At 70.3% G+C, this 20612-nt stretch carries 19 protein-coding genes; 15 read left to right on the top strand and 4 right to left on the bottom strand.

Translation table 11 applies throughout. The features are described 5' to 3' along the window. Positions 1-124 precede the first annotated feature (124 nt). The 9 genes from KILIM_RS09220 (at position 125) to KILIM_RS09180 (ending at position 10906) form a co-directional block, all read left to right on the top strand. On the top strand, positions 125-649 hold the full coding sequence (locus tag KILIM_RS09220) for a hypothetical protein (protein ID WP_169330751.1): 525 nt from the start codon (positions 125-127) through the stop codon (positions 647-649). Between the two features lie 248 nt (positions 650-897). Then, a complete protein-coding gene (treY, locus tag KILIM_RS09215; RefSeq protein WP_006592396.1) occupies positions 898-3396 on the top strand; it encodes a malto-oligosyltrehalose synthase in 2499 nt (832 codons plus the stop codon). A gap of 86 nt (positions 3397-3482) precedes the next feature. Then, complete coding sequence (treZ, locus tag KILIM_RS09210; RefSeq protein ID WP_006592395.1) at positions 3483-5339, top strand: malto-oligosyltrehalose trehalohydrolase; 1857 nt, start codon at positions 3483-3485, stop codon at positions 5337-5339. Between the two features lie 18 nt (positions 5340-5357). After that, entirely contained in the window at positions 5358-6113 is a 756-nt protein-coding gene (locus KILIM_RS09205; RefSeq protein ID WP_006592394.1) for a hypothetical protein, read from the top strand. A 212-nt stretch (positions 6114-6325) separates the two neighbouring features. Further along, entirely contained in the window at positions 6326-7432 is a 1107-nt protein-coding gene (pstS, locus tag KILIM_RS09200; RefSeq protein WP_006592393.1) for a phosphate ABC transporter substrate-binding protein PstS, read from the top strand. A 128-nt stretch (positions 7433-7560) separates the two neighbouring features. After that, positions 7561-8499 carry a phosphate ABC transporter permease subunit PstC gene (pstC, locus tag KILIM_RS09195; RefSeq protein ID WP_006592392.1) on the top strand — a complete coding sequence of 313 codons (939 nt, stop codon included), beginning with the start codon at positions 7561-7563 and terminating at the stop codon, positions 8497-8499. Positions 8500-8635: 136 nt separating this feature from the next. Next, positions 8636-9667 carry a phosphate ABC transporter permease PstA gene (pstA, locus tag KILIM_RS09190; RefSeq protein ID WP_246308455.1) on the top strand — a complete coding sequence of 344 codons (1032 nt, stop codon included), beginning with the start codon at positions 8636-8638 and terminating at the stop codon, positions 9665-9667. A 31-nt stretch (positions 9668-9698) separates the two neighbouring features. Further along, positions 9699-10478: a phosphate ABC transporter ATP-binding protein PstB gene (gene pstB, locus KILIM_RS09185; RefSeq protein ID WP_006592390.1), complete on the top strand. Its 780-nt coding sequence runs from the start codon at positions 9699-9701 to the stop codon at positions 10476-10478. A 158-nt stretch (positions 10479-10636) separates the two neighbouring features. Further along, complete coding sequence (locus KILIM_RS09180) at positions 10637-10906, top strand: hypothetical protein (protein WP_006592389.1); 270 nt, start codon at positions 10637-10639, stop codon at positions 10904-10906. A 258-nt stretch (positions 10907-11164) separates the two neighbouring features. Here the strand turns inward: KILIM_RS09180 and KILIM_RS09175 are convergent, their stop codons facing one another. The 4 genes from KILIM_RS09175 to KILIM_RS09160 form a co-directional block, all read right to left on the bottom strand. Next, a complete protein-coding gene (locus KILIM_RS09175) occupies positions 11165-12100 on the bottom strand; it encodes an NUDIX hydrolase (RefSeq protein WP_006592388.1) in 936 nt (311 codons plus the stop codon). 151 nt (positions 12101-12251) lie between these two features. After that, complete coding sequence (locus KILIM_RS09170) at positions 12252-14618, bottom strand: RNA degradosome polyphosphate kinase (RefSeq protein ID WP_006592387.1); 2367 nt, start codon at positions 14616-14618, stop codon at positions 12252-12254. A 4-nt stretch (positions 14619-14622) separates the two neighbouring features. Next, entirely contained in the window at positions 14623-15540 is a 918-nt protein-coding gene (gene mshD / locus KILIM_RS09165) for a mycothiol synthase (RefSeq protein ID WP_006592386.1), read from the bottom strand. A gap of 68 nt (positions 15541-15608) precedes the next feature. Beyond that, the gene (locus KILIM_RS09160) at positions 15609-16310 is read right to left on the bottom strand and encodes a winged helix-turn-helix transcriptional regulator (RefSeq protein WP_040562812.1); all 702 of its coding nucleotides are present in this window, start codon (positions 16308-16310) and stop codon (positions 15609-15611) included. A 151-nt stretch (positions 16311-16461) separates the two neighbouring features. Here KILIM_RS09160 and KILIM_RS09155 point away from each other — a divergent pair, with 151 nt between their 5' ends. From KILIM_RS09155 to KILIM_RS09130, 6 genes are all read left to right on the top strand, one after another. Beyond that, on the top strand, positions 16462-16758 hold the full coding sequence (locus KILIM_RS09155; protein WP_255247632.1) for a MoaD/ThiS family protein: 297 nt from the start codon (positions 16462-16464) through the stop codon (positions 16756-16758). 13 nt (positions 16759-16771) lie between these two features. Beyond that, positions 16772-17587 carry a hypothetical protein gene (locus KILIM_RS09150; protein WP_006592383.1) on the top strand — a complete coding sequence of 272 codons (816 nt, stop codon included), beginning with the start codon at positions 16772-16774 and terminating at the stop codon, positions 17585-17587. Positions 17588-17617: 30 nt separating this feature from the next. Next, positions 17618-18121 (top strand): heme-binding beta-barrel domain-containing protein, encoded by a 504-nt coding sequence (locus tag KILIM_RS09145; RefSeq protein ID WP_006592382.1) that lies wholly within the window; start codon positions 17618-17620, stop codon positions 18119-18121. Between the two features lie 5 nt (positions 18122-18126). Then, positions 18127-19212 carry a CAF17-like 4Fe-4S cluster assembly/insertion protein YgfZ gene (gene ygfZ / locus KILIM_RS09140; RefSeq protein ID WP_006592381.1) on the top strand — a complete coding sequence of 362 codons (1086 nt, stop codon included), beginning with the start codon at positions 18127-18129 and terminating at the stop codon, positions 19210-19212. A gap of 207 nt (positions 19213-19419) precedes the next feature. Further along, entirely contained in the window at positions 19420-20022 is a 603-nt protein-coding gene (locus KILIM_RS09135; RefSeq protein ID WP_006592380.1) for a helix-turn-helix domain-containing protein, read from the top strand. Then, the coding region (locus KILIM_RS09130) for a hypothetical protein (protein ID WP_006592379.1) at positions 20019-20612 on the top strand (594 nt) is incomplete at its 3' end. The genes KILIM_RS09135 and KILIM_RS09130, both read left to right, overlap by 4 nt.

The following is a 20612-nucleotide window of genomic DNA, read 5'->3' as shown; positions in this document are numbered from 1 at the left end:
AGCCGGCTGAAGTGAGACTCAGACCACACGGTTGATCGGGGGCGCACCGGCGAACTGGTTGGCACGTCCAGGTCAGGCGACTTACCGTGTTCCTGTGGAGCAGAATGACTTTCGTTTCGCCGCCGTGTCTGAGGACGAGTGGCGGGAGTTGCGCGGGGTCTGGCTCGACATGTCTGCGGCGCAGCCGAGTGACGACGTCGAGACCATCGAGGACGCCAGTGGATTGACGCAGTCGCAATGGCGGGCCAGGGCCAAGGCCTTGACGGGCCTCGACTGTTTCGCGGAGGCGCTCATCGACGCGGGCGGGCGCTGGCTCGGCTTCGTCTGCGGCTACTTCGACGACCTGGCGCGTGACCGGCACGCCTTCGTCTCACATCTGTACGCCCGGCACGGTGACCTCGAGACCGAGGCGTTGCTGCTCGAGCGAGTGGCAGCCTGGGCGGGTCTGCACGGCGCGGAGGCGGTGGTCGTCGGCATCGGGGAGGACCGGCACGACCTGCTGGCCCGCTTCGAGGACCACGGCTTCCGCCGCTCCGGGGTGCGCCGGCGCCTGGATGTCGACCCCTCTCGGTTCGAGGTCGAACTCGTCTTCGACCTGGCCGCCTCGGCCCTGGCCGCGCAGCCGCACGTGTCGTTGCGCTCAGCCTGAGGGCTCTCAGCCTGAGCGCTCTCACCGGGGGCCGCCTCGGGTGGTCGACGGGCCGCGCGGGCACTCGCTGACCGCCGCGTCGAGGGTGGGCGCGTGATCGCGGTCACCCCACCCAGTCGCACGCGTTGCGCGGGGTCGGTAGCGTAGCCCCCGACCGCGGCCGCGACGGCGCTTGTGGACGGTATGGCCCGTCCGCGGCTCGCCACGACCGGTGCGAGATTCCCGGCACCTCTGGAGTTCACTGAACCATGCCCGTCACCTCTACTTACCGCCTCCAGATGCACGGTGGGTTCGGCTTCGCCGACGCCGAGCGGATCGTGCCCTACCTGGCCAGGCTCGGGGTGTCGCACCTCTACTTGTCGCCGATCCTGCTGGCCGTCGCCGGCTCGATGCACGGGTACGACGTCGTCGACCACACCCGCATCAACCCGCGCCTCGGCGGTCGCGTCGGCTTCGAGCACCTCGCGCGGACCGCCGGCGAGCACGGCATGGGCATCGTCGTCGATGTCGTGCCCAACCACATGGCGTTCGTGGCGCCGGAGTCGGCCAACCTGCCGCTGTGGTACGTGCTGCGCGACGGCCGTGACGCCAAGACCGCGTCGTGGTTCGACATCGACTGGAAGGCCGGCGGCGGGCGGCTCGGCCTGCCGGTGCTCGGTGACGACCTGTCGACCGTGCTGGAGAACGGCGAGCTGGTCATCGACCAGATCCCCGACCCGCCGGCCGTGCACGACGGACTGGAGGCCGCACCCGCCCTCGTGGTGCGCTACCACGAGCACGTCTACCCGATCGCCCTCGGCACCGAGGGGGAGGCGCAACCCGGCGACAAGGACGAGCCGACGGTGCGGGCCGTGCTGGACCGCCAGCACTACCGGCTGACGAACTGGCGCGACAAGGACGACTCGCTGAACTACCGGCGGTTCTTCGAGGTCGACGGCCTCATCGCGGTGCGCGTCGAGCTGCCCGAGGTCTTCGAGGCCACCCACGAGCTGCTGCTCGAACTCAACCACGCCGGGCTCATCGACGGCTTCCGCATCGACCATCCCGACGGCCTGGCCGACCCGACCGGCTACCTCGACCAACTGCGGCAGGCCAGCCGACCGGGCACGCTCGTGTGGGTCGAGAAGATCCTCGAGGGCAGCGAAGAGCTGCCGCAGGACTGGCACTGCGCCGGCACCACCGGCTACGACGCGATGCGGGTCGTGCAGGCGGCGCTCGTCGACACGATGGCCGAACCGGTCCTGACGGCCACGTGGCGGGCCGCCGGTGGTGACGCCGACATCGAGGAGGCGGTGGCGGCCGCCAAGCGGCAGGTCGTCGCCCAGTCGCTGGTCCCGGAGGTCGAGCGGCTGACCCGTCGGGCCCGCGAGGTCAACCCGAGCCTGGACCCGGAGCGGCTGCGCGCCGCGATCGTCGAGTTGCTCGTCGCCGGCGAGGTCTACCGGGCCTACGTGCGCCCCGACGAGGCTGTCTCTCCCGAGGCGCTGGGCCGCCTCGACGACGCGTTCGCCCGCGCCCGGGCCGAGCGCCCCGATCTGCGCACCGAGGTGGAGGCGCTGCGCCCGCTGACCCACCCCGGCGACGACGATCCGGCCGCGCTGGACTTCGCGGTCCGGCTGCAGCAGACGTGGGGCCCGGTGATGGCCAAGGGCATCGAGGACACGACGTTCTACCGCTGGCACCGGCTCATCGCGCTCAACGAGGTCGGCGGCGACCCGCTCGACCTGGACCGGCCGGAGGAGGGTCCGCGCAGCGGGCGGGACCTGCTCAACGCCTGGTCGGCCCGGCAGGTGGCGCACTGGCCCGACGGGATGACGACGCTCTCGACCCACGACACCAAGCGCAGCGAAGACGTGCGCGCCCGCCTGCTCGCGGTGGCCGGCGACCCGCAGGCGTGGCAGCGCTGCTCTGCGGCCGCCCTGGAGTGGGCGCAGCGGGAGAGCGTCGACGGCCCGACGGCGCACTTCCTGTGGCAGACGATCCTCGGCGTCGGCGCCATCAGCAGCGATCGTCTCGACGAGTACCTCGTCAAGGCCCTGCGGGAGGCCAAGCAGCACACCGCGTGGGTCGACGGCGACCCCGACTACGAGCAGCGGGTGCTGGCCTTCGCGCACGAGGTGCGCGACGACGGTCCGGTGCACGACGCGGTGGCGGCGGCGCTGGCGCAGAACAGCGAGGCCGTGCGCGCCACCGTGCTGGGTCAGAAGGCCCTCGCGTTGACGATGCCGGGGGTGCCCGACACCTACCAGGGCTGCGAACTGGTCGACCTCTCGCTCGTCGATCCGGACAATCGCCGACCGGTCGACTACGACCTGCGGCTGCGGCTGCTGGAGCGCCTCGATGCGGCCGACGGCACTGCCGGCCTCGAGCGTGCGACCGAAGAGTTGCCCGTGAGCTACCTCGACGCGGAGAAGCTCTGGTTGACCGCCAGCGTGCTGCGCCTGCGCCGCGACCTGCCGGAGGTGTTCGCGGGCGGGTTCACCCCGCTGGACACCGACGAGCACGTGTTCGGGTACGTGCGGGGCTCCGCTGCCGTGGCGGGCGCCCCCGGCGCAGACGCGGCGGTCGTCACGCTCGTCGTCAACGCCCCGGCGCGGCTGCGCGCCGCGGGTGGCTGGGCCGACCGCAGCGTCAGCCTGCCGCCCGGCGCGTGGCTCGATGTGTTGACGCAGCGGCGCTACGAGGGGGAGGTCGACTGCGCGCAGGTGTTCGCCCAGCACCCGGTGGCGGTGCTGCGCAGCCTGTGAGCGGTCGCGTCCGCGGGCGGCGGCGGCACACCGGCCCGCTGGCGACGTACCCTGCAAGACCAGCAATCGAGGATGAGGGCCAGGCAGTGAGCACTTCCCACACCAGCACGACCGCCTCCATCGCGGGCGGCGCTGCGGACCCAGAGCGCCGCGCCACCGCCTCGCACGACCCGGCGGGGTCGGGCACGCGCTGGTTCACGCCCCGCGTGTGGGGGCCGAGCGCCGACGTGGTGCAGGTGCGGGTCGACGATCAGGTCGCGGCGATGACCCGCGACGTGCATGGGTGGTGGACGTCACCGCTGACCGCCGCCACCGGCTCCCGGTACGACTTCGCCGTCGACGACGGCCCGTGGGTGCCGGACCCGCGGGCGCTGCGCCTGCCCGACGGTCCCCACGCGCCGGCTCAGGTGTACGACCTTGCCGAGCACGAGTGGTCCGACGACGACTGGGAGGGCGTCGAGCTGCACGGCTCGATCATCTACGAGCTGCACGTCGGCACGTTCACGTCCCAGGGCACGCTCGATGCGGCGACGCAGAAGCTGGACCGGTTGGTCGAACTCGGTGTCGACATCGTCGAGCTGATGCCCGTGAACACCTTCCCCGGGCGCAACGGCTGGGGCTACGACGGCGTGGGTCTGTACGCGGTCCACGAACCCTACGGAGGCCCGGCCGCACTGCAGCGTTTCGTCGATGCGGCGCACGCCCGCGGGCTGGCCGTCTTCCTTGACGTCGTCTACAACCATCTTGGCCCCGACGGCAACTACCTGGGCATGTTCGGCCCGTACTTCACCGACCGGCACGAGACCCCTTGGGGCCAGGGCGTCAACCTCGACGGCCCCGACAGCGACCCGGTGCGGGGCTTCCTCATCGACAACGTGCTGGGCTGGCTGCGCGACTTCCACCTCGACGGGCTACGCCTCGACGCGGTGCACGAGCTGCACGACGAGCGGGCGTTGCCGATTCTGGAGGAGCTCGCCGCCGCGGTCGACGACTTGGAGGAGGAGCTCGGCCGGTCGCTCGTGCTCGTCGCCGAGTCCGACCGCAACGACATGCGCACGGTCATCGCCCGCGAACGCGGGGGGCTGGGCATCGACGGCCAGTGGGCCGACGACGTGCACCACGCCCTGCACGTGGCGCTGACCGACGAGACTCAGGGCTATTACGCCGACTTCGCCGACCCGGCCGTGCTGCCCCGGTTGCTCACCACGCCGTTTCTGCACGCCGGCACCTACTCGACCTTCCGCGGTCGGACGCACGGGCGTCCGGTCGATCCGAGCCTGGTCGACGGCTCGGCCTTCGTCGTCTCCCTGCAGACCCACGACCAGGTGGGCAACCGGCGCACGGGTGACCGGCTCGCCCACAGCGTCGATTCTCGGCTGCTGCGCTGCGGGGTCGCGCTGCTGTTGACCGGCCCGTACACCCCGATGCTGTTCATGGGGGAGGAGTGGTCGGCCAGTTCGCCGTGGCAGTTCTTCACCGACCACAACGACGAGCTCGGCGAGCTGATCCGCCAGGGCCGCCGTGCGGAGTTCGAGTCCCACGGCTGGGAGCCGGAGTCGGTGCCGGATCCGCAGGACCCGGCGACCCGCGACGTCAGCGTGTTGCGCTGGGAGGAGCGCGAACAGGGCGAGCACGGTGTGATGCTCGACTGGTACCGGGCGCTCATCACGCTGCGCCGCGCCCGCGCGGACCTGTGCGACGGCGACCTGGCGGCGATCGAGGTGGAGCCCGGCTCGACGCCCTGGGCGTTCGTCGTGGTTCGTGGCCGGCACCGCGTCGCGGTCAACCTCGACCCCGAGCCGGTGGAGGTGGAGGTCGGTCTGCCGGAGGGGCCCGACGGAGTCGTGTTGCTGGCGCTGGACCCGACCGTGGCCAACGTCGACGGCCGGCTGCGCCTGCCCGGGCACAGCGTGGCGATCGTGGGCCCGGCGCGCGCCGGCTGAGGTCGCTATGAGCACACGATGAGCAACCTAGAGCCCGGCCGGCCCCGCCGCCCAAGCCGGCTGACGCCGCAGATGATGGAGATGTTCGCCGCCGAGAGCCTCGACCCGGCGGTCATCATCGCGGTGGCCGACGAGTCGGCCGCTGCGCTCGTGCACGCGGGGCGGGCCAGTGACGACCCGCAGGTCACGCAGCGGCTCGTGACGATCGTCGACGAGATCGGCCTCTCCACGTTGGCGCAGCTGTGGTCGCAACGACCGGCGCGCAGTCTGCCCGGCCTGCTGTGGCGGCTGTACGTGCTGCGCGAGTGGGTGCTGCGCGACCCGGCCGGAGCCAGCGCGGACTACACCGAGGGCCTGCGCTTCGCCGACGTCGACGGGGTCGTCGCGGGCGCCGCATCGCCCCCGGGCCCGCAGGAGCTGCAGCACCTGGCCGACGAGATCCTGCGCGGTGTCTTCGACGGCGACCTGGGGGTGGCCCTGCATCGGGCCGGAGCCTTCTGCCGTGTCGTGGCCGCCGGCCGCGGCGCACGGGAGGAGTACGGAGTCGACGCCGCGTCGGCGCCCGATGCCGCGGCGCCCGATGCCGCAGGACCTGGCGTCGCGGGGCCTGGCGTCGCGGGGCCTGGCGTCGGAGCGGGTCTGACCAGCGACCCAGCGGCTGGGCCGGCGGGAATGGGATGGTCGCAGGAGTTGCGCCGAGCCGCGGCGATGCTGACGACGGCGGAGGACCTCGAGGCAGGGGCACGTCGCTGGCGCGCCGGCGAGTTCGGCTGACCTGACACGTGCCCACAAGGGCCGTTGCGCTGAGATTCGGAGCCGGCCGACCGGTCTCTGGGCGAATGTCCAAATCTCGTTCACCTGGCGTTCACTATTCGCGCCACAACGCTTCACCCGGTCCCACCATTGTGCGATGTGACCGCTCCGGGGGGTGAGCCACTGACGCTGCCTCCGGGACTGTGACGGATCGACTCTAGAGAGGCACAACCGTGAAGCAGACCGTTCTGCGTGGCACCACCGCTACCGCCGCCTTCGCCCTTGTCTTCGGCCTGGCCGCCTGCGGCGCCGCCAACGAGCAGCCCGCTGCCGAGGGCGGGACCGGAGCGGCGGCCGCAGCCGGCGCGTCGGGCACGATCTCGGGCGTGGGCGCGAGCTCGCAGGCTGCGGCGGTTGCCGCGTGGAAGGCCAAGTTCGAAGGTGCCAACCCGGACGCAACCGTCAACTACGACCCGCAGGGCTCGGGGGCAGGTCGCCAGCAGTTCCTCGCCGGTGGCGTGCAGTTCGCCGGTACGGACGCCTACCTGGACAAGGACGAGCTGGGCCAAGTGCCGGCCGCCTGTGGCGAACTCATCGAGTTCCCCGCCTACATCTCGCCGATCGCCATCGCCTACAACCTCGACGGTGTCGACAACCTACAGCTCGACCCCGTGACCCTGGCCAAGATCTTCGACGGCAAGATCACCACTTGGAATGACCCGGCCATTGCCGCTGACAACCCGGGCGTGACGTTGCCGGCCACGAACATCACTCCGGTGCACCGCTCCGACAAATCGGGCACCACGGAGAACTTCACCGACTACCTCAACAAGGCCGCGCCGCAGGAGTGGACGCACGAGGCGTCCGGCGACTGGCCCGTCACCGGTGGCGAGGCCGGTAACGGCACGACCGGTGTTGTGCAGGCCATCACCTCCGGGGCCGGCGCGATCGGCTACGCCGACGCGAGTCAGATCGGTTCGCTGCACCACGCCAAGATCAAGGTCGGCGACGAGTACGTGGCGTACACCGCCGAGGCGGCCGCCAAGGTCGTCGACGCCTCCAAGCGCCCCGAGGGTCATCCGGAGTTCTCCTACGCCATCGACATCCAGCGCGACACCAAGGAGGCGGGCGCCTACCCGATCGTCCTCGTCGCCTACACCGAGGCGTGCACGAAGTACTCCGACCAGAGCACCGCTGACCTGGTCAAGGCATGGCTGACCTACATCGTCAGCGAAGATGGCCAGCAGGCCGCCGCTGAGGCCGCCGGCTCTGCCCCGATCTCCGCGACCACCCGCGAGAACGCCATGAAGGGCATCAACCAGATTTCTGCCGGCGGCTGACGATCCGGTATGGCTAACGCTCTGCCAGGCTCGGCGACGCTGGTCACCCCAGCATCGCCGGGCCTGGCAGGCACTCGGGGCTCCGTACCCCTTCAGCTTTCGCTATCCCTGCCACGAGAGAGAACGACGTGACAACGCAGACCGCTGGGCCCGAAAAAGCGGTGACCCGCCCCGGCGACAAGATCTTTGCGGGTGCAGCCACCGGCTCGGGAATCTTCATTCTCGCCATCCTGGCCGGCGTCGCAGCCTTCCTACTGTGGCAGGCCTGGCCGGCGCTGGTGGCCGACCCAGCCGCCCTTCCCGGTGGCAACGGCCTATGGGCCTACGTTGCGCCCCTACTGTTCGGAACCGTGATCTCGGCGACTTTGGCCTTGGCCATCGCGACGCCGCTGGCGATCGGCATCGCTCTGTTCATCAGCCACTACGCCCCCCGCCGCCTGGCGCAGACCCTGGGCTACCTGGTGGACCTGCTGGCCGCGGTGCCCAGCCTCGTGTACGGCCTGTGGGGCCTGGCCGTCATCGCGCCGGCCTCGGTCGCCATCAGCCAGTGGCTCAACACGTACTTGGGCTTCCTGCCGTTCTTCGCCGGCCCCCCGAGTGCTACGGGACGAACCATGCTGGTCATCGGCATCGTTTTGGCGGTCATGATCTTGCCGATCATGACGGCCGTGAACCGCGAGGTCTTCCTGCAGACCCCACGGCTGCACGAGGAGGCCGCGCTGGCCCTCGGCGCAACTCGCTGGGAGATGATCCAGATGTCGGTCATCCCGTTCGGCAAGTCCGGTGTCATCTCCGGCGCGATGCTCGGCCTGGGCCGGGCGCTCGGTGAGACGATGGCGATCGCCATCATCCTCTCGGTGTCCAACGTGATCACGTTCAACCTCATCGGCTCGGCGAACCCGGCTACGATCGCCGGCAACATCGCCCTGCAGTTCCCCGAGTCCAGCGGCCTGGCGGTCAACGCACTCGTCGCCTCTGGTCTCGTGCTCTTCGCCCTGACCCTTGCGGTCAACATGGTCGCCCGATGGATCGTCTCCCGACGTTCCGAATTCTCGGGAGCGAACTGACATGACTGACACCGACCGCACGGAAACGACGATGAATCGCGACACCGACGCTAAGACAGCTACCCGACGCCCGTCGATGACCCGTCCCACCGGAGGCAATGGCGCAGGAGATGGGCAGGGTAAGCAGGGCCAGGGCATGGCGCACGGAACCTTGTCATTGAACGCTCGCCGCGGCATCATCGCCGGCGCAGTTCTCGCCGGCGTGACGCTCTCGTTCCTGTTCGGCTGGGGCCTCAACCCCGTTGGGCTAGTGGCGCTCTCCGCAATCATCTACTGCATCGCGATCTACGCGGCTTCCCGCTCGATCGAGGGTCCGCGGCACGCCGTCGATCGTCTCGTCACCGGCGTCGTCACCACGATGTTCGCGCTGGCGCTGCTGCCGCTGGTCTCAGTCGTCATCGAGGTCATCCAGCAGGGTTACAAGCGCTTCGACGTCGACTTCTTCACGATGTCCATGCGCGGAATCATCGGCGAGGGTGGCGGCGCCTACCACGCGATCATGGGCACGCTCATTATCACGGCGCTTGCCGCGGTCGTCTCGATCCCAGTGGGCATCCTCGCCGCGATCTACCTCGTGGAGTACGGCAAGAAGAACCGATTGTCGCGCGCGCTGACGTTCTTCGTCGACGTCATGACCGGTATCCCCTCGATCGTCGCCGGTCTCTTCGCCTACGCGCTGTTCGTGCTGGTCTTCGGCCCCGGCGCCCGTGCCGGCATCATCGGCGCCACGGCGCTAACGGTGCTCATGATTCCGACGGTCGTGCGCAGTACTGAGGAGATGCTGCGGATCGTGCCGAACGAACTGCGGGAAGCCTCCTACGCACTCGGGGTGCCGAAGTGGCTGACGATCGTCAAGGTCGTCATTCCTACCGCCCTGGCGGGCATCGCGACCGGCGTGACACTGGCCATCGCCCGCGTCATCGGTGAGACGGCCCCGCTGCTGGTCACCGTCGGTATTACTACTGGGGTCAACCTCAACCCGTTCAGCGGCCGCATGGCCACCCTGCCGGTGTTCGCGTACTACCAGTACAAGGTGCCGGGCATTCCGCCGGAGCCGTTCCTCGAGCGGGCGTGGACGGCTGCGCTCGTCCTCATCCTCATCGTCATGACGTTGAACATCGTCGCGCGACTGATCTCCAAGTTCTTCGCCCCCAAGACCGGGCGCTGACCCGTAAGCCCCGGAAGGAATAGAGCACACCATGTCGAAGAGCATCGACGTCAAGGACCTCAACATCTACTACGGCGACTTTCTCGCCGTGAAGGATGTCGACGTCTTCATCGAGCCGCGGTCGGTCACGGCCCTCATCGGCCCGTCGGGTTGCGGTAAGTCGACCTTCCTGCGGTCGCTGAACCGCATGCACGAGGTCATCCCCGGCGCCTACTGCCAGGGCAATGTGACCATCGACGAGCAGAACATCTACGGCAAGGGTGTCGACCCGGTGCAGGTGCGCCGCAAGGTCGGCATGGTCTTCCAGAAGCCCAACCCGTTCCCGACGATGTCGATCTACGAAAACGTCATCGCCGGTCAGCGCCTGAACAACCGCCGCATGAAGAAGAGCGACTCGGATGACCTCGTGGAGTCCTCGCTGCGCGGCGCCAACCTGTGGAACGAGGTCAAGGACCGCCTCGACAAGCCCGGCTCGGGTCTCTCCGGTGGTCAGCAGCAGCGCCTGTGCATCGCGCGCACGATCGCCGTCAAGCCGGACGTCGTGTTGATGGACGAGCCGTGCTCGGCGCTGGACCCGATCTCCACGCTTGCCGTCGAAGACCTCATCGGTGAGCTCAAGGAGAACTACACGATCGTCATCGTGACGCACAACATGCAGCAGGCCGCTCGCGTCAGCGACAAGACCGGCTTCTTCAACATCGAGGGCACCGGCAAGCCCGGCCAGCTCGTCGAGTTCGACGACACCACCAAGGTCTTCAACAACCCGACGCAGAAGGCGACGGAGGACTACATCTCCGGCCGCTTCGGCTGATCGACGACAGGGGGAGGCCCGGTCCCCTTGGGGGCCGGGCCTCTCGGCGTCTCTGGAACCGGTAGGGGTCGTGGGAGTCAGCCGCAGGGGCTATCGTGGTCGCTCCGTCGCAGCCTGCGGACGGGACGTCTCGAACCCAGGGATGGAGTAACAGACCGGTGGCCGATACCAAGGATGCCCGCAAGGGCCACAAGAAGCTGTTCAAGCGGCTCACCAAGCGCTTCGACGGCACGCCGGGGCTCGTAGAGCCCGGTAAGGCCGACATCAAGGCCGCGAAGAAGGCCGACGTCGAGGTGCTCACCTACGTGGAGCGCGGCAACTTCAGCTACGGCGCCTGCCCCGCGTGCGGCTGGGAGGGCCCGGGGCGGCGCGCGAGGGAGAAGGCGACCGACGACTACCTAGTGCACGCCAAGGACTGCTCGAAGTAGCCGCGGCCGCGCCAACGACCCCAACGACAGCGGCGCCCACCAGCCAAGAGCTGGTGGGCGCCGCTACGTTCTGCGTCGTGCGCCGGGCCGGGAGCGCCTCACGGCGCGTGGCCGCTCGTAGCGGCTTATGTTGGGACCCGGGGCTACCGCGGCCCGGCGCACGATGGGAACAACTATCGCAGGTCTGGGAGTGTTCCCACATCCCGCGAGAAAACTCGCCGGCCCGCGGCCCGTCCGGTGCGGGCCGGTCAGGGCCGGTCAGGGCCGGTGCGGCGGGATGCGTTCGACGGCGACGATGCGGTTCTTGCGGTCGAGATGGCCGAAGACGATCTCGCCCTTCTCCAGGTTGCTCTCCGCGGCGTCGCGCAGGGTGCCGCGGGCGCTGCCCTTGGCGTCGGCGGCCAACGTGCTCAGCAGCTCGGGCAGGAGGGGTCCGTGTGAACAGATGGCCCCGGGGCGAGGCCCGTGCAGGTGCCGGCGCATCGCCTTGATGGCGTGCTTCGGCCGCTTCTCGTAGCTCTCCTCGGAGAGCGCGTAGCTGGTCTCCAACGGCAGCGCCGCCGCTGTGGCGTACGGCTGCAGCGTCTGCAGGCAACGGGTCGCGCTGGACGACAACAGGCGGGTCACGCCGTAGGCGCGGAGCACGTCGACCATGTGCTCGGCCTCGGCGAAGCCCTGCTCGTCCAGGGGACGCAGCCAGTCCGGCTCGTGTTTCCACTTGCGGCGCGGCACGGCCTTGGCGTGGCGCACGACCGCGAACGGGCGCACCCCGAGGCGAGCGTTGCCGTGCGCCTTGACCAGGGCGTCCAACTGTTCGCGGTCCCGCGCGTAGCTGAGTTGGCTGCGGGCCTGCTTGGGCGTCAGCCAACGCACCTCATCGACCTCGTTGCACAGTTCCCCGCGGCCGCCGGTGATCTCGGCAGCCCAATACAGCACGTGTTTGCGGGTGTTGGTGGCACCGATGCGGAAGTGGGCTTCGGGTAGCGGGATGCCCAGGCGGACCCGCAGGCCGGTCTCCTCCCAGACCTCCCGCACCGCGGCGACCGGCCAGTCCTCGCCCGGGTCGAGCTTGCCCTTGGGCCACGACCAGTCGTCGTAGCGCGGGCGGTGGACCAGCGCGACCTGCAGTTTGCCGGAACGGATCCGCCACGGCACGGCTCCGGCCGCGGCGATCAGGCGTTCGCCCTTGCTCACAGAAGATGCCCCCCAAGTTAATCAACGGTCTGCTGTTAATCCGATGCTGATGATCGCCTGTCGTGAGCCCGATGTGGGTGTCTTGTGGGTGAGCTGACGGTATCGGCGCTGTGTCGTCGACGCAGTCCGAGCCAGCCTGGGTCAGCGCCGCTCAGCGCGACCGGGGCCGGCGGCGGCGGCGCCCGTGCTCGGTGATCAGGGCGGTCTGCAGGTCGGTCAGGGGCTCCCCGTCGTTGCCGCGGTTGTGCCGATGCCAGCGACCCTCGCCGGTCAGATGCCAGCTGGAGGTCGTGTCGCTCATACCGCGGCGGACCACGCGCACGAGGTCTTCGACGTGGCGCGGGTCGCTGATCCGCACGAGCGTCTCGACGCGCCGGTCCAGGTTGCGATGCATCATGTCGGCGCTGCCGATGTACACCCCGCCCTCACCCTGCAGTCCGAAGACGAACACGCGACTGTGCTCCAGGAAGCGCCCGAGGATCGAGCGCACCTCGATGTTCTCGCTGAGCCCGGGCACGCGGGGACGCAGCGCGCAGATGCCGCGCACCAGCACGTCGATCCGCACGCCGGCCTGCGAGGCGCGGTACAACGCGTCGATGAGCGCCTCGTCGACCATCGAATTGACCTTGATGCCGACATATCCCTCTTGCCCCTCGCGGACCCGCTGGATCTGCTCGTCGATGCGCTCCAGCAGGCCCGAGCGCAGCGAGCGCGGCGCCACCAGCAGCCGCTTGTACTTGCTGCGCGGCGCCCAGCCGGAGAGCTGGTTGAACAGCTTGGTCAGGTCCTCGCCGACCTTGGGGTCGCAGGTGAACAGGCCGAAGTCCTCGTACAGCCGCGCCGTCTTGGGGTGGTAGTTGCCCGTGCCGACGTGGCAGTACCGGCGCAACCCCTCCGACTCCTGGCGGACCACCAGCGAGAGCTTGCAGTGGGTCTTCAGGCCGACGACGCCGTAGACCACATGCACGCCCGAGTGTTCGAGCTTGCGGGCCCATTCGATGTTGTTCTGCTCGTCGAAGCGGGCCTTGATCTCGACGACTGCCAGCACCTGTTTGCCGGCCTCGGCAGCGTCGATGAGGGCGTCGATGATCGGGGAGTCGCCGCTGGTGCGGTACAGGGTCTGCTTGATGGCGAGCACCTTGGGGTCGGCGGCCGCCTGCTCGATGAACGCCTGCACCGAGGTGGAGAACGAGTCGTAGGGGTGCTGCACGAGCACGTCCTGGGTGCGCACGGCGGCCATGATGTTCGCTGCCTTGGCGCTCTCGACGCGAGCCAGATCGGGGTGGGTACGCGGCACGAAGGCCGGGTACTTCAGCTCCGTGCGGTCTAGGTCGGCGATGGCGTTGAGCCCCCGCAGATCCAGGGGCGTGGGCAGCCGCACCACTTCCTTGGTGCTGATCTGCAGTTCGCGCTTGAGCAGGTCGAGCACGTGGTCGTCGGTGTCCTCGTCGACCTCCAGGCGCACCGGCGGGCCGAACCGGCGTCGCGTCAACTCCTTCTCCAAGGCGGTCAGCAGGTTCTCGGCGTCGTCCTCCTCGACCTCCAGGTCCTCGTTGCGGGTGACCCGGAAGGTGATGTGGTCGCGCACCTCCATGCCGGGGAAGAGCATGTCCAGGTGGGCGGCGATCACCTCTTCGAGCGGCACGAAGCGGGCGGAGTACAGCTCCTCGTCGGTGTCGACGGCGGGTACCCGCACGAACCGCGGCAGCAACGAGGGCACCTTGACGCGGGCGAAGTGCTCCGTGCCGGTCTTGGCGTTGGCCAGCACGACGGCCAGGTTCAGCGACAGACCCGAGATGTAGGGAAAGGGGTGCGCCGGGTCGACCGCCAGCGGCGTGAGCACCGGGAAGACGAGGTCGGTGAACCATTCGGAGAGCTTGTCGCGTTCGGTGTCCGCGAGCTCGTCGAAGGACAGCAGGTGGATGTCGTTGGCGGCCAGCGCGGGGCGCACCACCTCGCGGAAGACCTCCGCGTGCTCTCGCATCAGCGCATCGGAGACGGTGTGGATCGACTCCAACACCTCCCGCGGCTCCAGCCCGGAGGCCGAGCGCACGGCCAGCCCTGTGGCGACCCGGCGCTTGAGGCCGGCGACGCGGACCATGAAGAACTCGTCGAGGTTGCTGGCGAAGATCGCCAGGAAGCGGGCGCGCTCCAGCAGCGGCTGGTCGGGGTCGGCGGCCAACTGCAACACGCGTTCGTTGAACTGCAGCCACGACACCTCCCGATCCAAGAAGCGATCGGCGGGCAGCTCGTCGTTGCTGGTCGCGGCGGACTCCCCGGCGGTGGGGCCGACCTCCAGGCTCACGAACCGGCCGTTCGCGGCGCGCGGGCGCTGCAGCGAGGAGGACTGCGAGACCGCGGCGATCGGAGTCGCCCCGCTCTGCGGACGATCAGGGTTCAGATCGGCGGTGTCCGGCGTGTCGGCAGGTGCGCCGAGGCCGCTGGGGTCGTCGGAGTACTCGGTGCCTGCCGACTCCGAGCTGTCCTGCGTGCGCGCTGACGTCGTCATGTCGTCCATCGTGTCATCGCCCGCCCCGCCCGGAAACTCCCGCGGCCGCCAATTGCACGTCCAGGCCGATGCGTTCGAAGCCCAGCCGGCGGTAGGTGGCGATCGCGGCGGCGTTGTTGCCGTCGACGTACAGCGTCACCCGCTCCAGCCCCTCCTGGCGCAGGTGGTTCAGACCGATCCACGTCACGGCGGTGCCCAGGCCGTGACCCTGGTACGCGGGGTCGACGCCGACGACATAGACCTCGCCGACGCCGCGCTCCACCTTTGTCCAGTGGAAGGCCGCGAGGCTGCCCTTGGTGGGGCCTGGGCGGGCGTCGCGCACGAGAAAGAAGCCGGCCGGGTCGAACCACGGCTCGCCCTGACGCTCCTGCAAGTCGGCGCGGGTCATGCGGCCCTGCTCGGGGTGCGTGGCGAACGCCGCGGCATTGACCTGCACCCAGTCCTGTTCGTCGCGCTCGTTGCCCGGAGTCAGCGTGCTGACTTCGAAGCCGTCCGCCAGGGGTCGTCCTTGCGGCAGATCGGCCAGCGGGCGCGCCATCTGCCACAGCTCACGCACGACACGCAGCCGCCGGGTGATCGCGAAGTTCGACGTCGACGGCAGAAAGCCGTGCGCCCACAGCCGCACCTGCGGTGCCCGCTCCTGCAGGTCGCGCAGCATCTGGGTGCCGATACCCCTGCGACGGCTCAGCGGTGCGACGACGAGCTCGGCCCACGGCGCGTTCGCGTCGCTGGTGTCGAGGTGGGCGTAGCCGAGCAGGTCGTCGTTGCGTTGGTACAGCAGGTGCAGCCATTCGCCGGCGCCCGTCGCGGGCAGCCGCAGCAGCGTCTGCTCCGAGGCCGGGCTCACCCCGTCCTGGATGCGCGCGTTGGTGATGAGGGCGTGCACCTGGCGTTGCTCGTGCTCGGTGAGGACGGCGGTGGCGCGCAGCATGCGCCCATGACTATCACGGCACGTCAGCCAGTGGTGGCGCGCTGCGGCGGGTTGCGCACGCCGAGGCGCTAGCCGTTCTCGGGTGACTCTTCCTCCAGTAGTTCTTGCGGTACGAACCGGTAGCCGACGTTGCGCACCGTGCCGATCAGCGTCTCGTGATCGGCGCCGAGCTTGGCGCGCAGGCGCCGGACGTGCACATCGACCGTGCGGGTGCCGCCGAAGTAGTCGTAGCCCCACACCTCCTGCAGCAGTTGGGCGCGGGTGAACACCCGGCCGGGGTGTTGCGCGAGGTACTTCAGCAGCTCGAACTCCTTGTAGGTGAGGTCGAGTGAGGAGCCGCGCAAGCGGGCGGAGTACGCCTGTTCGTCGATGAGCAGTTCACCGGAGCGGATGGGGGAGTCGGCGTCGGGGTGGACGTCCTGGCGGCGGGCCCCCGCCAGCCGGAGCCGGGCCTCGACCTCGGCCGGCCCGGCGGTGGTCAGCAGCACGTCCGTGATGGCCCAATCGGCGTTGACGGCCGTGAGCCCGCCCTCGGTGAGAATGACGATGACCGGTGCGGAGGTGCCGGTCATGTCGAGCATCCGGCACAGTGTGCGGGCCTGGGCCAACTCGCGTCGTCCGTCGACGAGGACGATGTCGGCGGCGCTGTCGTCGAGCAGCGCCGCGGTGTCTGCGGGCACGATGCGCACGTGGTGGTTCAGCAGTGCCAACGCGGGCAACACCTCGGCGCTCAGGGCGAGCGCATCGGTCATCAGCACGAGTTGGGCCACGCGCAAAGCCTAATGCGGGAGGCGAAGTCGCTTCACCTCCGCCGACGGTGTGGCTCATGCCGACGGTCGCGGCCTCGACCGCAAGCGGCTGCTGCGAGCGCAACTTTCGATGGGAGAGGCGTGGCGGCGCGCGACCTGACAGGCTGGGCTGGTGTCGACCTCATCCGGACCCCGCACCGACGCCCCCACCTCGCCTGCTGGCAAGGACCAGTCCCGCGTGACCGTGCGCTACTGGGCCGCGGCAAAGGCGGCGGCCGGCGTGGAGCAGGAGGATCGCCCGGTCGGCACCGTGGCGCAGGTGCTCGCCGGCGCGCGCGCCGACCACCCCGAGCTGGAACGGGTGCTGGCCGTCGCGACGGTTCTGCTCGACGGGGTGCCGGCCCGCGACGGCCAGCGGCTCGAGCCCGGCTCGACGCTCGAGGTGTTGCCGCCCTTCGCCGGCGGCTGACAGGATGCGCGGCGTGGCCACCGACGAACCGAGCACCGACTCGCTGATGCTGCCGCGCCGCCCCTGGCGCCCGCTCGTCACCGCGACGGCCGCGATCGGAGCGGCCCTGATGGCCGGTGCCGTCGCGCTCGGCACCGTCCCGACGTTTCTCGTGACTGGGCTGGCGATGGTGCTGCTCGCCGGTGGCTGGGTGCTGCTGCTGGGTCTGCCGAGCCCCCGCGGCACGACCGCGGTGCTCGCCGGGGCGAGCCTCATCCTCCTGGGCGGTGGGGTGCTCTCCCAGGAGGCGCGCACGATGCTGCTCCCCGGAGCGGTGGCTCTGGCGATGATCGTCGAATTCGTGCACCAGTTGGCGCGCCGCGACGGCCGCCCCCGGCTCGTGGAGTCGGTCTCGGGCTCCATCACCGGCATCACCCTGCTGACCTCCGGGGCCTGTGTTCTGCTGCTGACGGCCAGTCCTGCGGGGGTGGCCACGAGCGTGACGATCTTCGCCGCAGTCGCCGTCGCCAGCCTGGCCGATGTCGGCCTGCGCTGGGGTGGCGGCGGACCGTTGACGGGCGCGCTGGCGATCGGTCTGGGGGCGCTGGTCGCCGCGCTGCTCGGCCCCGCCGTCGGTGCCGAGCTGCCGCTGGCCGTGCTCGCGCTGGCCGGGGGGCTGGCCGCCGGCTCGAGCTACGCGCTGCGGCAGGTGCAGTCGGTGCTGCCCACGCTGTTCGGGCGGCGGGCGCAGATCGCCAGCGGCGTCTCCTCCGTGCTGGCGCCCGGCGTGCTGGCCTACGCCCTGACCTGGATCGCGCTCGGCCCTGACATGATGGCCGTCATGCACTGACCGGTCACGAACCAGTTGGGAGAACTGGCCATGGTGTTCGAACTCGACCCGACCCTGAACCCCATTCTCGCGCCGCTCGCGTGGCTCGTCGGCCGCTGGGAGGGCGCCGGGGTCGTCGGCTATCCGACGATCGAATCGGCGAACTTCGGCCAGGAGCTGACGATCGAGCACGACGGTCGAGCCTTCCTGGCGATGTCCAGCCGCACCTGGCTCCTGGACGAGGCGGGCAACCAGGTGCGCCCGCTGGCCCGCGAAGAGGGCTTCTGGCGGGTGCTCGAGAACGGCGAAGTCGAGCTGCTGCTGACCCACCCGACCGGTTTTCTCGAGATGTATGTCGGCCGCAGAGATCCGCAGCGGCCGGCGATCGAGCTGGCCACCGACGGGGTGCTGCGCTCCCCAGCGGCCAAGGAGTACACCTCCGCCGCGCGGATGTACGGTCTCGTCGACTCCCAGCTGATGTGGGTCATGGACATGGCGGCCGTAGGGCAGCCGCTGCAGAGCCACGTGTCGGCGCAGCTCAAGCGGGTGGGCTGAGCTTGATGACGACGACCCCATCCGACAGCGGGCCGGACAGCGGGCCTGACAGCGGTTCTCTGGCGCCGCTGCACTCCGAACTGCTGAGCCGGCCGGGGGCGGTCGAGGGGCAAGGAGCCGACGCGGGCGTCGCCGCGCACTACGGCGACCCGGTCCGCGAGCAACGCATGCTGGAGCAGGGCCTGGCGGTCGTCGACCTGTCCCACCGCGGCCTGGTGCGGATCACCGGGCCCGACCGCATCTCCTGGCTGCACTCGTTGACCAGCCAGCACCTGCTCGACCTGCCGCCGCGCACCTCCCGCGAGAGCCTCATCCTGAGCCCTAAGGGGCACATCGAGCACGCGCTGCACATCGTGGACGACGGCGAGGCGACGTGGCTCGGGGTGGAGCCCGGCAGTGCGCCGGCCGTCGTCGAGTGGCTGGATCGCATGCGCTTCCTGCTGCGCGTGGAGGTCGAGAACGTCACCGCGCAGCACGCCACGCTGGGTGAGCCGATCGGAGCCGAGTCGCTGCCGGGGGAGCCGCCCGCGTGGGTGGATCCGTGGCCGGGGCCGGTCGGGGACACCGCCAGCTACAGCGACGCCGACCCGCATCCCGGCGTCGGGACGGCCTGGCGCGAGGTTTTCGTGCCGCGGGCCGAGTTGGCGCAGCGGGTCGGTGACCGGCCACTGGCCGGCACGTGGGCCGCCGAGGCCGCGCGGGTGGCTGCCTGGCGGCCCCGGCTCGGCGCGGAGACCGATCACCGCACGATCGCCCACGAGCTCGACTGGCTGCGCACCGCCGTGCACCTGCACAAAGGCTGCTACCGCGGGCAGGAGACCATCGCCCGCGTGCACAACCTGGGCCGGCCGCCGCGCCGCCTGGTGTTTCTGCACCTCGACGGGTCCGGACACGTGCTGCCTCCCGCAGGTACTGCGCTGACCGTCGATGGCCGCGAGGTCGGCCGCCTCACCACCGTCGCCCGGCACCACGAGGAGGGGCCCATCGCGCTCGGGGTGATCAAGCGCAACACCGCGCCGGACGCGGTGCTGGACGCCGCCTTCGACGGCGGCCACGTAGCCGCCGCCCAGACGCTGATCACCCGCCGCTAACCGACCGCCCTCCCGGGTCCCCGCGCGACCCTCCCCAGGCTCGCTCGTCTGGCCGCCCCAGGCCCCGCCGACGGTTGCGCTCCCTGCCGTGGGTTGCTGTTGCGACCGCGTTCGTCGGCAGGGAGCGCAACTGTCGAGGGCAGTGGGGAAGCGGGTGGCGCTTGCAGGGATTTGCATTGCGCTAGCTGTTGCAAGCACAATGGGGGTATGAGCCGACTGAACCGAACGTTGCCCGGGGTGCCCGGCGCGTCGGGGGCGCATGTTCCCGGGGTGCGTGACCTTGGGGCTTACCTGCGTGAGCAGCGGCAGAACGCCAAGTTGTCCGTCCGCCAACTGAGCAAGGCGGCGGGCATCTCCAATCCGTACCTGAGCCAGATCGAGCGGGGGCTGCGCCGCCCGAGCGCAGAGATCCTGCAAGCGCTGGCCAAGGGGTTGGAGGTCTCGGCCGAGTCGCTGTACCAGCAGGCTGGCCTACTCGACATGCCAACCGCGCAGGAGCAGGCTGCGGCCGCCGAGGCCACCAGCGAGACCGGTGCCAACGGGACCGGTACTGCCGGGCCACCCGGTGCGGCACCCGATGCGCGCGTCGCCATCGAGGCCGACCCACGGCTGACGGCCCGGCAGCGCCGACTGCTGCTCGACCTCTACGACTCGTTCGTCGACCCCGGCGACTTCATCGACGCCACCCTGGCCGACGCCCCGCGCGCCGCACCGCCCTCCGCCGCAGCGCGCGCCAAGAACCCCAAGAACACACGAACATCACGAACCCGCACGGCCGCCGAGCGGCCCCAGCAAGGAGCGAAATCATGAGCACGACCAAGCGCCGTTCCATCTACGGCCTCAACCCCCTGTACGCCGTGATCGGCGCCACCGACCTGGCCGCCGAGAAGCTGCGCGAGATCGGCGCGAACGCGGTCGGCGAGACGGCGCTGCCCAGCGTCGAGAGCACGACCGACGCCAAGGGCGAACTGCGGCGCATGGCCCGGGGCGCCCGGCAGTTGCCGGTGTTGGCTCTCAACGAGGCCCTCGACGTCGTGGTTCGCAGCCAGGAGCAGTTCTCCGAGCTGGCCGACCGCGGCGAGCGCCTCGCCAAGCGCCGTCCCGCCCCGGTGCAGCAGACCGAAGACCTGCTGCACCGCGCCGGCCGCACCGTGGCCCGTGGGCAGGCACGCGCCAGCAAGGTGGCGCACGAGGCCGCCGACCGCACCCGCGACCGCGCCACCACGACCCTGCACTCCGCGCGCGAGCAGGCTGACGAGGTCGTCGACGCCGTGACGCACCTGGGCCGCGCCAGCTCCCCGACGACGCTGCTGCGCCGCGGCTCGGTGGCTCGCCCCGTGCGGGGCACGATCTCGCGCACGGTCGACACCGACTCCGAGCGGCCCAAGCCGCGCCGCCCG

Source organism: Kineosphaera limosa NBRC 100340, from assembly GCF_000298215.1.
Lineage (GTDB): Bacteria > Actinomycetota > Actinomycetes > Actinomycetales > Dermatophilaceae > Kineosphaera > Kineosphaera limosa.
The sequence above is the reverse complement of the archived record's forward strand: the minus strand, read 5'-3'. Positions and strand labels throughout refer to the sequence as shown.